This is a genomic window from Microbacterium sp. BWR-S6Y, assembly GCF_041379845.1.
Classification (GTDB): Bacteria; Actinomycetota; Actinomycetes; order Actinomycetales; family Microbacteriaceae; genus Microbacterium; species Microbacterium hydrothermale.
The window spans coordinates 291,595-304,354 of record NZ_JBFECV010000002.1 but is presented as its reverse complement, the minus strand read 5'-3'; the positions used below and the strand labels follow the sequence as shown (position 1 = coordinate 304,354).

The 12,760-nt window shown below is 72.4% G+C and carries 11 protein-coding genes; 2 read left to right on the top strand and 9 right to left on the bottom strand.

Translation table 11 applies throughout. The features are described 5' to 3' along the window. Positions 1–111: 111 nt before the first annotated feature. The 3 genes from AB1K56_RS05280 to AB1K56_RS05270 all read right to left on the bottom strand — a co-directional run bounded on the left by AB1K56_RS05280 (position 112) and on the right by AB1K56_RS05270 (position 6,251). Positions 112–1,140, bottom strand: a complete 1,029-nt coding sequence (locus AB1K56_RS05280) for a 6-phosphofructokinase (protein WP_136587893.1) — start codon at positions 1,138–1,140, stop codon at positions 112–114. 361 nt (positions 1,141–1,501) lie between these two features. Next, on the bottom strand, positions 1,502–3,661 hold the full coding sequence (locus AB1K56_RS05275; RefSeq protein ID WP_264630418.1) for a DEAD/DEAH box helicase: 2,160 nt from the start codon (positions 3,659–3,661) through the stop codon (positions 1,502–1,504). A gap of 220 nt (positions 3,662–3,881) precedes the next feature. Next, entirely contained in the window at positions 3,882–6,251 is a 2,370-nt protein-coding gene (locus AB1K56_RS05270) for a heavy metal translocating P-type ATPase (RefSeq protein ID WP_371204866.1), read from the bottom strand. Between the two features lie 127 nt (positions 6,252–6,378). On the opposite strand from AB1K56_RS05270, the gene AB1K56_RS05265 reads away from it, so the two are divergent. Continuing rightward, positions 6,379–7,734 carry an MFS transporter gene (locus AB1K56_RS05265; RefSeq protein ID WP_371205060.1) on the top strand — a complete coding sequence of 452 codons (1,356 nt, stop codon included), beginning with the start codon at positions 6,379–6,381 and terminating at the stop codon, positions 7,732–7,734. Positions 7,735–7,741: 7 nt separating this feature from the next. Here AB1K56_RS05265 and AB1K56_RS05260 read toward each other — a convergent pair whose 3' ends face one another. The 5 genes from AB1K56_RS05260 to AB1K56_RS05240 are packed head-to-tail and all read right to left on the bottom strand — an operon-like array spanning position 7,742 to position 10,914. Next, positions 7,742–8,686 carry a bifunctional riboflavin kinase/FAD synthetase gene (locus AB1K56_RS05260; RefSeq protein ID WP_371205059.1) on the bottom strand — a complete coding sequence of 315 codons (945 nt, stop codon included), beginning with the start codon at positions 8,684–8,686 and terminating at the stop codon, positions 7,742–7,744. Next, the gene (locus AB1K56_RS05255) at positions 8,683–9,102 is read right to left on the bottom strand and encodes a hypothetical protein (protein ID WP_371204865.1); all 420 of its coding nucleotides are present in this window, start codon (positions 9,100–9,102) and stop codon (positions 8,683–8,685) included. Before AB1K56_RS05255 ends, AB1K56_RS05260 begins: the two co-directional genes overlap by 4 nt. Before the next feature lie 50 nt (positions 9,103–9,152). Next, positions 9,153–9,521: a hypothetical protein gene (locus AB1K56_RS05250; RefSeq protein ID WP_136587889.1), complete on the bottom strand. Its 369-nt coding sequence runs from the start codon at positions 9,519–9,521 to the stop codon at positions 9,153–9,155. Continuing rightward, complete coding sequence (gene truB / locus AB1K56_RS05245) at positions 9,518–10,411, bottom strand: tRNA pseudouridine(55) synthase TruB (RefSeq protein ID WP_371204864.1); 894 nt, start codon at positions 10,409–10,411, stop codon at positions 9,518–9,520. The genes AB1K56_RS05250 and truB overlap by 4 nt, the downstream gene beginning before the upstream one ends. Then, positions 10,411–10,914: a hypothetical protein gene (locus AB1K56_RS05240; RefSeq protein WP_371204863.1), complete on the bottom strand. Its 504-nt coding sequence runs from the start codon at positions 10,912–10,914 to the stop codon at positions 10,411–10,413. Before AB1K56_RS05240 ends, truB begins: the two co-directional genes overlap by 1 nt. Positions 10,915–11,058: 144 nt before the next feature. Here AB1K56_RS05240 and AB1K56_RS05235 point away from each other — a divergent pair, with 144 nt between their 5' ends. After that, on the top strand, positions 11,059–11,937 hold the full coding sequence (locus AB1K56_RS05235; RefSeq protein WP_371204862.1) for an A/G-specific adenine glycosylase: 879 nt from the start codon (positions 11,059–11,061) through the stop codon (positions 11,935–11,937). A gap of 201 nt (positions 11,938–12,138) precedes the next feature. Here AB1K56_RS05235 and rbfA read toward each other — a convergent pair whose 3' ends face one another. Beyond that, on the bottom strand, positions 12,139–12,621 hold the full coding sequence (rbfA, locus tag AB1K56_RS05230) for a 30S ribosome-binding factor RbfA (protein ID WP_295781873.1): 483 nt from the start codon (positions 12,619–12,621) through the stop codon (positions 12,139–12,141). Between the last annotated feature and the right edge of the window lie 139 nt (positions 12,622–12,760).

The following is a 12,760-nucleotide window of genomic DNA, read 5'->3' as shown; positions in this document are numbered from 1 at the left end:
GGACGGCGCACTCAGAACCAGTCCTGTTCTCGAACGATTTCCTGCGTCGGAACGAGCGCGACGCCCCGCCCCGCACGGACCAGTGCGGGACGGGGCGTCGGGGCGGCAGGTTCAGCCGAACAGCGCGGCGGCTTCCTCGTAGCGGTACAGCGGGACGCTGTTGAGCTCGCCGAGGGCGTCGGCGAACGGCACGCGCACGATGTCGGTTCCGCGCATCGCGACCATCTGACCCCACGCCCCCTCGTTGAGGGCGTCGGCGGCGTGCAGGCCGAGGCGCGTCGCGAGAACGCGGTCGAAGGCCGAGGGCGAGCCGCCGCGCTGGATGTGGCCGAGCACGGTGGATCGGGTCTCGATGCCGGTGAGGCGCTCGATCTCGGGGGCGAGGAGCTCGCCGATGCCGCCGAGGCGGGGGCGGTTGAAGGCGTCGAGGCCCTTGTCGCTGAACGCCTCGTCCATGCCCTTCAGCTTGAAGCCCTCCGACACGACGACGAGGGGCGCACGACCGCGGTCGTGGGCGCGCGTGACCTGCTCGGTGATCTCCTCGATCGACATCGGCACCTCGGGGATGCAGATCACGTGAGCACCCGCCGCGATACCGGCGTGCAGCGCGATCCAGCCGACGTGGCGACCCATGACCTCGGCCACCATGCACCGCTGGTGCGAGTCGCCCGTGGTGCGGAGGCGGTCCATGGCATCCGTCGCGATGTTGACGGCGGTGTCGAAGCCGAAGGAGTAGTCGGTCGCGCGCAGGTCGTTGTCGATGGTCTTCGGCACGCCGAGCACGTTGATGCCGTCTTTCGACAGGCGATCGGCCGCGGCGAGGGTCCCCTCGCCGCCGATGGCCAGGATGCCGTCGAGACGGTGACCGTACATGGTCTTGGAGATGTTCTCGGCGCCGCCGCGCGTCCCCTCGTAGGGGTTGGTGCGGCTGGTGCCGAGGATGGTGCCGCCGACCTTGGACAGGCCCTTCACCTCGTGACGCGTCAGGGGGAAGAAGTCGCCGTCGACGACTCCCCGCCAGCCGTCGCGGATGCCGACGAATTCGATGTCGTAGTTGGTCGTGCCCTTGAGCACGACGCCACGGATGACCGCGTTGAGACCGGGGCAGTCGCCGCCGCTGGTCAGGATGCCGATCTTCATGGGCAGAATCCTCTGGTGCTGTGATTCGGGTGGAGGGTCGGCGCCGTTGCCGTCTTCGACCCTATCGCCGCGGGCGGGAACGCTGCCACACGGCACGATGCCGCCGGAGCAGGATGCCGCCTTCCCGGCCCCGCGGCCGGCGCCACCGCGCCCCGCGAGAACAGGAGATCGCACCGGCACAGGCCGCGCGGGCGTCCGCCCGACCTGTTCTCGGACGATCCCCTGTCCCGGAACGCCGGCGCCCCGCCGCCCGAGCCCGCCCGCGCCCGAACAGCCCAGCACACGAGCACCTCGCCGCCCCCAACCCGCGCACGCACGAACGCCCCGGCGCCGAAGCGACCGGGGCGTTCGTGACGGGCGATCAGGCCGTGCCGAGCGCCTGACGCAGCAGGTGCATGAGCGCCGAGAGCTGCACCGAATCGCTCGACCCGGGCTCGACGGCCTGGCCGTCGAGAGCGCGCTGCGCGAGGCCCTCCTTGGAGTCGATGAGCTCGGCGATCTTCGTGTCGATCGTGTGCGCGGCGATGATGCGCCACGCGGTCACGGGCTCCTCCTGGCCGATGCGGTGCACGCGGTCGATCGCCTGCGTCTGCTCGGCGGCGGTCCACGACAGCTCCGCGAGCACCACGTTCGACGCGGCCTGCATGTTCAGGCCGACGCCGGCGGCGGTGAGCGAACACACCGCGATGCCCACGTCGGGGTCGCTGTTGAACGCGTCGATCGCGGCCTGACGGGCGGTCGAGGTCTGCTCGCCGCGCACCGAGACGGCCTTGAGGCCTGAGGCCTTGAAGTGGGCCTCCGCGGCATCCATGACGTCGATGTGCTTGGCGAAGAAGACGACCTTGCCCACCGAGCGCTGCAGCTGCACGGCGTAGTCGGCGGCGAGATGCGCCTTGGCCTGACCGATGCGCCGGACCATCGTGAAGACGTTCTCGCTGCCCGAGCCGGCGGCCTTGGACTCCTCGAGCTCGCCGTGGGCCACCAGACGCACGATGTCGTCGTCGATCTCGCCCGGGGCGAGGCCGCGGTCGCCGCGCGCCTCGATGATGCGCCGGTACTTCGCGGCCAGCCGCGCACCCAGCTCGCGCTCGGCCTGGCGGATCGAGCGGCCGTACTCGTCGTCGAGCTCGACGGGGAGGTCGGCCACGAGCTTGTCGGGGAGGTCGGCGGCGACGTCCTTCTTCTTGCGCCGCACGATGCCCATCGAGATGACGGCCTCGCGCGCCTCGGGATAGAACGCCTTGTCGGCGGGGGTCAGGCCCGTGGCATCCAGCTTCTGCATGAGCTCGGGGCCCGGCTTCTCGCCGTTGGTCCAGCCGAGGAAGCGCCAGATCGCGTCGAAGTCCTCGACGTCGTTGATCAGCGGCGTTCCGGTGAGGGCGAGCATCAGGGGGTCGCGCGTCTGCTCGCGCACCCGGGATGCCAGGGCCAGCACGTTCTGCGAACGCTGCGACGTGAGGTTCTTGATGAAGTGCGCCTCGTCGACGACGACGCCCTTGAGCCCGATCGACGACAGCCACGACAGGTGCCGGTCGAGGATCTCGTAGTTGACGATGAAGACGTCGGCGAAGGCGTCGATGTCGGCCCCGCCTCCGGAGATGACGGTCGCGCGGCGCTGCGGCGTCCAGCGCTGCACCTCGCGCGCCCAGTTCATCTTCACCACGTTGGGGACGACGACCAGCAGGGGGTAGGCGTCGGCGACGGATGCCGCGAGCACCGACTCCGCGGTCTTGCCCAGGCCCGGCTCGTCGGCGAGGAGGAACTCCCGGTGGCCGAGGCGCACCGCCTCGAGGAAGCGCGACTGGTGCGGCATGACCTCGAGCCCGCGCGGCGAGAGCCGGTCGAACTCGGGCACGGGCGGCAGCTCCATGCTCGCGGCGGATCCGCCGGCGCCGGTCTCGAACGCCTTGTACAGCGGACCCATGAGCTCCCAGCCGTCGAGGCGACGGCGCGGGGCGTCTCCGCTCGGACGCGGCGTGAGGTCGGGAGCGCGGAACGGGTTCGCCATCTGACGCGCCTCGATCGAGGCAGGCACGACCTGCTTCTCGGCGAGAGCGGCCGAGACGACCGGGGTGATCTTCGGCGTGTTGTCGGTGATGATCAGCTCGTCGGGCGGCAGTTCGGCGCCGGATTCCAGCAGCCAGTCACGGCGCATGCGGCGGGCGACGGGCGAGGTGGCCTGATCGACCTCGAGCAGCTGGATCAGCGAGGTGTCGCGCGCGGCGGTCTTCGCCAGGATCGTCGCCACGCCGTCGAGACGCTTGAGCAGCTCGGCGCGCGCGGCATCGGTGATCTCGGTGTCGGCCTTCACCCGGGCGCGCTCCTCGCGCACGAGGAACGCGATCACCTGGAACTTGACGCGGTTGGTGGGCCCGAGCTTTCCGCGCTGCGCCTTCGCCTCGACCTCGCGCACCTTGCGGGCGAGGATCGGGATGACGGGGGCTTCGTCGTCGCGTCGGGATGACGTGGTCTTCCTGCGCCGCTGGTTCGAGCTTCGGGCGGCGGTTGCCGTGGTCGGCATGCTCCTCCTGAGCGTGTCGTCCGGAAAGAGTCCGGAACGTCCCGGCGCGAGGCCGGTGGATCAGTGACCCCGGGGAACATCACCCGGCACGCCACCGGAGCGGCGATGCCTGCGGCCCGAGTGCGCCGGAACCGGAACGGTTCGCGACAGGGGCGGATGGCGGGATCGAGCTCATTCTAGCGCGAAGCGCCGCCGAACAGACCGCCACGACGCGCGGTCCTCAGGCCGCGCGTCGCAACCGCAGGCTGTTGAGCACCACGAAGACGCTCGAGAACGCCATCGCCGCCCCCGCGAGCATGGGGTTGAGCAGCCCGAGCGCGGCCAGGGGCAGCGCGGCCACGTTGTACGCGAACGCCCAGAAGAGGTTGCCGCGGATGACGCGCATCGTGCGCCGGCTCAGCGCAACGGCCGTGACGATGCCGCGGGGGTCGTCGTGCATGAGGGCGACGTCGCTGGCGTGGAGGGCGGCATCCGTCCCTCCGCCCATGGCGATGCCCAGATCGGCGGATGCCAGGGCCGCGGCGTCGTTGACCCCGTCACCGACCATCGCGACGGTGCGGCCGTCCGCGCGCAGGGCCGCGATCTCGTCGACCTTGCCCTCGGGCAGGACGCCGGCGCGCACCCTCTCGATGCCGAGCTCGGCGGCCACGGCCCGGGCGACGTGCTCGTTGTCGCCGGTGAGGAGCACGGGCTCGAGACCCATCGCCCTCAGCCGCCCGACGGCGTCGGCGCTCTCGGAGCGCACGGTGTCGGCGATCTCGACGACGATCCGGGCCTCCATCCCGCCCCCGGGACCCGCCCAGCCGGCCACGACGACGGTTCCGCGCCGCTCGCCGGCCTCCACGGCCGCGGCGAGCGCGGCGGGCAGCTCGGCGCCGAGCGCGACGGCGAGGGCGGGCCGCCCCGCGAACACGCGCGCACCGTCGACCGTGCCGAGGACGCCGCGACCCGGCAGCGCCTCGAGATCCGCGGCCACCGGCCCCTCCCCCGCGGCGGCGACGATCGCGCGGGCGATCGGGTGCTCCGAGCCGCGCTCGACAGCGGCCACGCGGCGCAGGGCGTCCGCGGCATCCGGGGATCCGTCGGTGATGACCCGCGCGACGCTCATGCGCCCCGTCGTCAGTGTGCCGGTCTTGTCGAGGACGATCGTGTCGATGCGCTCGGCCGACTCCAGGGCCGCGGGGCCCGTGACCAGGATGCCGAGCTGGGCGGCGCGTCCGGTTCCGACGAGGATCGCGATGGGGGTCGCCAGTCCCAGCGCGCACGGGCAGGCGATGATCAGCACGGCGACGGCGGCGGTGAACCCCGCCGACAGGGGCTGCCCGGCCACGAGCCACCCGACGAGGGTCAGCACGGCGAGGGCGATCACGACCGGGACGAAGACGCCCGAGATGCGATCGGCCAGACGTTGGACGCGGCTCTTGCCGAGCTGGGCGTCCTCGACCAGCCGCGCGATGCGGGCGAGCCGGGTCTGCGCGCCGACACTCGTCGCGCGGACGACCAGGCGGCCGCCCGAGGCGATCGTTCCGCCGGTCACGCTCGAGCCGGGCCCGACGTCGACCGGGAGCGACTCCCCCGTGAGCATGCTCTCGTCGACCGAGGCGCGCCCCTCCTGCACCTCGCCGTCGGTGGCGACGGTCGCCCCGGGGCGCACGACGAAGACGTCGCCGACGACCAGGTCGTCGACGTCGATGCGTCGTCCGTCGACGAGTTCGGCCTCGCGCGCCCCCAGGTCGAGCAGGGAGCGCAGCGCCGCTCCGGCCGAGCGCGTGGAGCGCTGCTCGATCACCCGGCCGAGCAGCAGGAACACGGTCACCGCGGCCGCGACCTCGAAGTAGACGACCGAGGAGGCGTCGTGCACGGGGCCGAAGAGCATCACCTCGTGACGGATGCCGATGCGCCCGGCCGTCCCGAAGACGAGGGCCCACACGCTCCACAGGTAGGCGGCGAAGGTGCCCAGGGTGATGAGGGTGTCCATGGTGGCCGCGCCGTGGCGGGCGTTGCGCAGGGTGGCGCGATGGAAGGGCCATCCACCCCACAGGACGACGGGCGTCACGAGCACGAGCGAGACCCACTGCCACCCCGGGAACTGCCAGGCCGGGATCATCCCCAGCGCGACGACCGGGACCGCGAGGGCGAGCGAGATCGTCAGGCGGGTGCGCAGCGGCGTCGCGCCCGGCGCGTCGGCCGTGTCGTGCACGTGGCCGGAGGTGTGCGAGGGCTCGGTCTCGGTCACGGGCTGAGACGACGCCGTCCGGCCGTCGCCGCCGGGGACGACGTCGCCCCCGGTCATGGCGTCGACCTCTCCCCCGGGGATCGCGACCGGGACCGGTCGCGCCGATGCCGGCGAGGCGAGCGGGCGCACCCGTGCGTCGTAGCCCGCCGCGCGGACCGCCTCGACGAGAGACGCGGTGTCGAGGTCGGCCGGGTAGCGCACGCGCGCGGTCTCGGTCGCGAGGTTCACGGCGGCATCCACCCCGTCGACGCGACGGAGCTTCTTCTCGACGCGGGCGACGCAGCTCGCGCAGGTCATCCCCTCGATGTCGAGGACCGCCTCGGCGGTCGCCGTCCTCTCGGTGTCGTCGGTCATGACGCCTCCCTCGCTCACCCGCCATAACAGGATACCCCCTGGGGGTATTCCCGGGGCGGTGATCGCTCCTGTCCACCCCGGCCCCGATGTCGGCGGTCGACCCTACGCTGGGCACGTGGCCGAGCCGATGAGACGCGAGCAGCGCGTGGTGCTGACGATCGCCGTCCTGGCATCCTTCGTGTCGTTCCTCGACGGCACCGTGGTCAACGTCGCCCTTCCCGCCATCGCGGGCGACCTCGGCGGCGGCCTGTCGACGCAGCAGTGGGTGGTCGATGCGTACCTCGTGACCCTCGGCGCGTTCATCCTCGTCGCGGGCTCGCTCAGCGACGTCCTCGGGCGCGTCGTGGTCCTGCGGATCGGTCTGATCGGCTTCGGCGTCACCTCGCTCGCGATCGCCGCAGCACCCACGGCCGAGTTCCTCATCGTCGCGCGCGCCCTGCAGGGCGTGTCCGGAGCCCTCCTCGTGCCGAGTTCGCTCGCCCTCATCACCTCCACGTTCCGCGGCGCCGCGCAGGCGCGCGCGATCGGCATCTGGACCGGGGCGACGACCGTGGCCATGATCGCGGGGCCGCTGATCGGCGGGATCTTCGTCGACACCCTCTCGTGGCGTCTGGTCTTCCTCGTCAACGTCCTGCCCATCGCGGTCACGATGTGGCTGCTCGCCCGCCTCGGACACCGCGATCACCGGCGCCCCGGAGCGCGCGTCGACATCCTCGGCGCCGTCCTGTGCGCGGCGGGTCTGGGCGGCATCGTGTTCGCCCTCATCGAGCAGCCGAACCTGGGGTGGGCCTCGCCCGTCATCTGGCTGCCTGGTGCCGTCGGCATCCTGTCGTTCGCGGGCTTCCTGGTGCGCCAACGCACCGCTCGCGACCCGATGATGCCGCTCGACCTCTTCCGCGCGCGCAACTTCTGGGCCGGCAACCTCGCGACTGTCTTCGTCTACGCGGCCCTGTCGCTCAACGGGTTCGTCGTCAGCGTCTATCTGCAGCAGGGCGCGGGACTGCCGGCCACCCTCGCCGGACTCGCGTCACTGCCGAGCACGGTGCTGATGATCCTGCTCAGCTCCCGCATGGGCGCTCTCGCGGGGCGCTACGGTCCGCGGCTGTTCATGACGCTCGGGCCGCTCGTGATGGCGGCGGGTGCGCTCCTGCTGCTGAACGTCGACGACGACTTCGACTACTGGACGCAGGTCCTGCCCGGCGTCGTCGTGTGGGGCCTGGGTCTGACCGCCACCGTCTCACCGCTCACCGCGGCCGTGCTCGGCGCGATCGACACCGAGCGCTCGGGCATCGCCTCGGCCGTCAACAACGCCGTCTCGCGCGTCGCGGGTCTCCTGGCGATCGCCGCGGTGTCGGCGGTCGTGGGCGGCTCGCTCGATCTCGGGGGCTTCCACCGCGCGGCCGTCTTCACCGCCGCACTGATGCTCCTCGGGGCCGCGGCGTCGTTCCTCGGCATCCGCAATCATCTGTCGCGTCAGGACTGACGGTCGCTCAGCGCAGGATCGCCCGCGCGCGCTCCACGTCTTCGGCCATCTGCACGAGCAGCGCGTCGATGCCGTCGAAGGCCGTCATCTCGCGCACGCGCTCCACGAACCGCACCTCGACGTGGTGGCCGTACAGGTCGAGGCCGGTCTCGTCGATCACGTACGCCTCCACCTGGCGCGCGTGCACGTCGTCGAACGTGGGATTCGTGCCGACGCTGATCGCCGCGGGATAGCTCGTGCGCCGCGTCCCGTCCACGTCGACGAGCCACCCGGCGTAGACGCCGTCGGCGGGGACGAAGCCCTCGAGATCGGCGGAGAGGTTCGCGGTCGGGTACCCCAGCTCGCGCCCGCGCTTGAGCCCGTGCACGACCTCGCCCCACACCGACGGGGCGCGCCCGAGCAGTCGGGCCGCCGTGGCGATGTCGCCGGCCGACAGCGCTTCGCGGATCCACGTGGACGACACGCGCCGATCAGCGTGCACGGCGCGGACGTCGTCGACGACGTCGACACGGAAGCCGAACTCCTCCCCCATGCGCTCGAGAAGCGCGGGGTCTCCCGCTCCCCCGGCTCCGAAACGGAAGTCGCGCCCCACGAGCACCGTGCGCGCCTCGAGGGCGTCGACCAGGATGCCGCGCACGAAGTCCTCCGCCGGGATCGCCGCCAGCGCCGCGTCGAAGGTCAGCAGCAGGGTGGCATCCACCCCGGCGCGCTCGAGCAGGTCGAGCTTCTGGTGCGGACCGATGACGTCGGCGGGGCACTTCTCCGGGCGCAGGACGCTCAGCGGGTTGCGGTCGAAGGTCACGGCGACCACGCGGGCACCGTCGGACGCATCGACGCGGGCCCGGTCGATCACCGCGCGGTGGCCGGTGTGCACGCCGTCGAACTTGCCGATCGCGACGACCGTCGGACCGAAACCGGCGGGGACCTCCGCGGGATCGCGGAAGACGATCACGACGTCGCCCGGCGGTGCCGCACGAGCCACCACAGCCCGAGGAACGGCAGCACGAGGGGGATGAAGAGGTACCCGTAGCCGTACACCGACCAGACGGTCGGGTGCTGGAACAGCGCCGGCAGGACGAGGCTCAGCGTGCCGACGACCAGCACCCCGACGAGCTCGAAGCCGATCGCCACCCACGCCACGCGGTACCACGCCGGTCGCGCGGAGAACACGAGGGCGAGCGTCGCGAGGATGTACACGACGGCGGCGAGAGCGGACAGCGAATACGCCAGCGGGGCGTCGTCGAACTCGCGCACGATCTGCACGAAGGAGCGGCCCGTGGCGGCGAGCGCCATGATGCCGTAGACGACGACGAGGACACGGCCGATGCCGGTCATCCCCCGGGAACGGGTGGGAGTGGTGGATGCCATGACCTGACGATTCTAGTTCGCCCGGGCCACCGCCGAGCGGCGGTGCACGCTCACGCGATCTGCACGGTCCAGATGACGTGCATGCGCCAGACCATCACGGCCACCGCGAGGGCCGCGACGCCCATGACGACGGTGCTCCAGCGGCTGCGCTCGAGAAGCGCCCACGCGACACCCGCGATCGGCACGAGGGCCGCGGACACGAGGTAGGTCCAGAATTCGAGCAGACTGCCCGACGGGGGGTTGCCCGCGAACGGAGCGATGATCGCCACGACGATCTGCACGATGAGCAGCAGCTCGATGAGGGCGAGCGACCCGACGGTGACGTCCCCCGGACGCCGACCGATCAGGCCCGCGCCGACCGCGACGAGTCCGGCGAGCACCGCGAGACCCACCTGCACGAGGGTGAACCACAGGATCATCGCGCGACCTCCTCGGGCATGTTCATGACGCTCTTGAGCTGCGTGCCGCGCTTCTCGACGACGCCGACCAGGAGGCCGTCGGGGTCGATCGCCGCGGCCACGGGGCCGGTGAGGCGGCCGCCGCCGTCGATGCGCTTGCCGTGGCGCAGGTCGCGGGCTTCGTCGGGTCCGACCGCGAGGGCGCCCATGACGACCGCCGCGGCGGTGGCGGGCGCGAGGAGGGCGTCTTCGGAGATCTCGTCGACGGAGGCCGCGGCCGCGACGTCGAACGCGCCGATGCGCGTCCGGCGCAGGGCGGTCAGGTGCCCGCCCACGCCGAGGGCGCGCCCGAGGTCACGCGCGAGGGCGCGGATGTACGTGCCGCTCGTGCAGTCGACGACGACGTCGAGCTCGATCGTCCCCTGTCCACGGCGGGTGGCGCGCACGTCGAAACGCGAGACGGTGACCCGCCGCGACTTCAATTCGACCTGCTCCCCCGCCCGGGCGAGGTCGTAGGCCCGGCGCCCGTCGACCTTGATCGCCGACACCGTGCTCGGCACCTGGTCGATCTCACCCGTCAGCGCGGCGATGCCGTCGCGGATCGCGGTCTCGGCGACCGCGGCGACGGTGTCGGCATCCGCCCGCGCGGTCTCGACCCCGTCGGCGTCGTCGCTGTCGGTCGACACCCCCAGCAGGATGGTGGCCTCGTACGTCTTGTCGGCGCCGACGATGTAGGTCAGCAGGCGCGTCGCCCCTTCGACGCCGAGCACGAGAAGGCCCGTCGCCATCGGGTCGAGCGTGCCGGCGTGGCCGATCTTGCGGGTGCCGAGCGCCCGCCGCGCGCGCGACACGACGTCATGGCTGGTGATGCCTCCGGGCTTGTCGACCAGGAGGATGCCGGGGCGCACCATCAGCAGAAGTCCCCGAAGACCTGTACGGGGTGGGCGGGGTCGGAGTTCTCGACGATGACGGATGCCGCCGCCTTCGGCCGTGCGGTGGCGAGGTAGTGCTTCTCGGCGTCCGGGAGCTCGGGGCGCGGGGCGCCGATGGGCGGGTTGCTCTCGAGCCAGATCGAGAAGTTCCACAGCCCCCGCACGGCGGCGTCGTGCAGGAAGCGTCCGGAGACGATGAGGACCGCGTCCGCCGGGGCTCCGGCGGAGTCGGCGAACGGCTCACCCGCGCGGAACGGGGCGACGACCCGCTCGCGGACGTCGGCGGCGTGATCGGCGAGAGACGAGCGGACCACCGTCGTGCCGTCGGCGCCGACCGCCGCGGCGAAGGCGTCGGCGAACGTCCCGGCGGCCCCGCCGTCGAGGGCATCGACCGCGACGACCACGCGCCCCGCGCGGTTGTTCTGCCGCATCAGGTCGCGCAGACTTCTCTGCAGGGTCTCGACGGCGTTCTCACTCGACATGCCTCCAGCCTACGATCGACCGCCGACACCGGACCGCTCCGGCCGCCCCGCGACGGCCCGGGCGCGGCATCCCCCGCCGCCGATGAACGCGATCGGTGCTCATCGGCGAGGGCCCGCCCGCCTCCGGCCTCGTAGGCTGGACGGATGCCAGGACTCGCCGCCCCGCTCATCGACTGGTACCGCGGGGCCGCGCGCGACCTGCCGTGGCGCCGCGAGGGCTTCGGGGCGTGGGGCACCCTCGTGAGCGAGTTCATGCTGCAGCAGACCCCGGTCGCCCGCGTCATCCCGCACCTCGAGGCGTGGCTCGCGCGCTGGCCGACGCCGACCGATCTCGCCGCCTCTCCCCCGGGCGACGCGGTGACCCAGTGGGCCAACCTCGGCTACCCGCGCCGCGCCCTGTGGCTGCACCGCGCCGCGGTCGAGATCCGCGATCGGCACGATGGTGTGGTCCCGCGCGACGTGGACGCTCTGCTCGCCCTCACCGGTATCGGCGACTACACCGCGCGCGCGGTGGCGGTCTTCGCGTACGGCGACCGCCATCCCGTCGTCGACACGAACACCCGGCGCGTGCTCGCCCGCGCGGTCGAGGGTCTCGCCCAGCCCGGCCCGCCGCACCGCCGCGACCTCGAGCGCATGGAAGCCGAACTGCCGGCCGACGTCGCCGCAGCGGCGATCGTGAACGCCGCGGCGATGGAGCTCGGCGCGATCGTGTGCACGGCGCGGGCCCCCAAGTGCGAGGCATGCCCGCTGACGAAGCAATGCGCCTGGCGCGCGGCCGGATACCCCGAGTCCGAAGACCGTCGGCGCAAGCAGGCCGCCTACGAGGGAAGCGATCGACAGGCCCGCGGTGCGGTGCTCAAGACCCTCCGCGGCGCGGCTCCCGCGGCCGTCCCCCTCTTCGCGGTGCTGCCCGACTGGCCGGATGCCGCGCAACGCGATCGCGCGATCGACTCGCTCGTGGCCGACGGCCTCGTCGAGGCGATCGACGAGCACCTTCGCCTGCCGGGCCACCCGGCATCCTGATCGGCTCCGCCGCGAGCCTCGAAGCGGCCCGTGCGAAACTCCGGAGAATCGCGCGCCGCGACCCCCGCGAGCCCCTTCCCGGCCGCCCCGAACGCGAAACCTCAGGAGTTCCGCCCGCCCCGGCCCGCGGACACCCCCAGAATGCGAAAAAGGCCGGATGCCACCCGCTCGGGGTGGTATCCGGCCTCACGGTCCGCACGCTCAGATGCGCGCGGCCTCGTCGTCTTCGTCGTCGTCCTCATCGTCGTCGAGGTCGTCATCCTCGTCCGCGCGGGGCTTCACGTACGGATCGGCGTCGCCGGCGTAAGCGGCCGAGGCGGCGAGACCCGCGACCGACTCGTCGCGTTCGCGCGCCTCGCGCAGCAGCGCCGAGATGTGATCGGCGTTCTCGGGGATGCCGTCGAGGATGAACTCCAGCGACGGGGTGAGCCGCGTGTTGAGGTGCTTGCCGACCTCGCTGCGCAGCATCCCGGTCGCGGACTTCAACGCCGCGGCGGTGTCGGCGCGGTGCGCCTCGTCGCCCATCACGGTGTAGAACACCGAGGCGCGCTGCAGGTCGCCCGTGACCCGTACGTCGGTGATCGTGACGAATCCGAGCCGCGGGTCGCGCAACCCCTTCTCGAGGCGCTCCGCGAGCACCACGCGAATGCGGTCCGCCACGCGTGCCTGTCGTTCCCCTGCCACAGCCTTCTCCTTCTCTCATACCGCCGCGAGTGATCGCGGAGGGTAAGCATCCCCATGAGGATGCCGCCCCCAGCGTAGGCCGGAGGGGGTGTGCATTCCTCCGAGCATCGGGGTGGGGGCCCCGCTCTGCTCGGGGGAA

Excerpts from the sequence above, each read along its gene's own strand:
- AB1K56_RS05280 (WP_136587893.1), bottom strand. The coding sequence starts at position 1,140 with ATGAAGATCGGCATCCTGACCAGCGGCGGCGACTGCCCCGGTCTCAAC.
- AB1K56_RS05275 (WP_264630418.1), bottom strand. The coding sequence starts at position 3,661 with ATGCCGACCACGGCAACCGCCGCCCGAAGCTCGAACCAGCGGCGCAGG.
- AB1K56_RS05270 (WP_371204866.1), bottom strand. The coding sequence starts at position 6,251 with ATGACCGACGACACCGAGAGGACGGCGACCGCCGAGGCGGTCCTCGAC.
- AB1K56_RS05265 (WP_371205060.1), top strand. The coding sequence starts at position 6,379 with ATGAGACGCGAGCAGCGCGTGGTGCTGACGATCGCCGTCCTGGCATCC.
- AB1K56_RS05255 (WP_371204865.1), bottom strand. The coding sequence starts at position 9,102 with ATGGCATCCACCACTCCCACCCGTTCCCGGGGGATGACCGGCATCGGC.
- AB1K56_RS05250 (WP_136587889.1), bottom strand. The coding sequence starts at position 9,521 with ATGATCCTGTGGTTCACCCTCGTGCAGGTGGGTCTCGCGGTGCTCGCC.
- truB (WP_371204864.1), bottom strand. The coding sequence starts at position 10,411 with ATGGTGCGCCCCGGCATCCTCCTGGTCGACAAGCCCGGAGGCATCACC.
- AB1K56_RS05240 (WP_371204863.1), bottom strand. The coding sequence starts at position 10,914 with ATGTCGAGTGAGAACGCCGTCGAGACCCTGCAGAGAAGTCTGCGCGAC.
- AB1K56_RS05235 (WP_371204862.1), top strand. The coding sequence starts at position 11,059 with ATGCCAGGACTCGCCGCCCCGCTCATCGACTGGTACCGCGGGGCCGCG.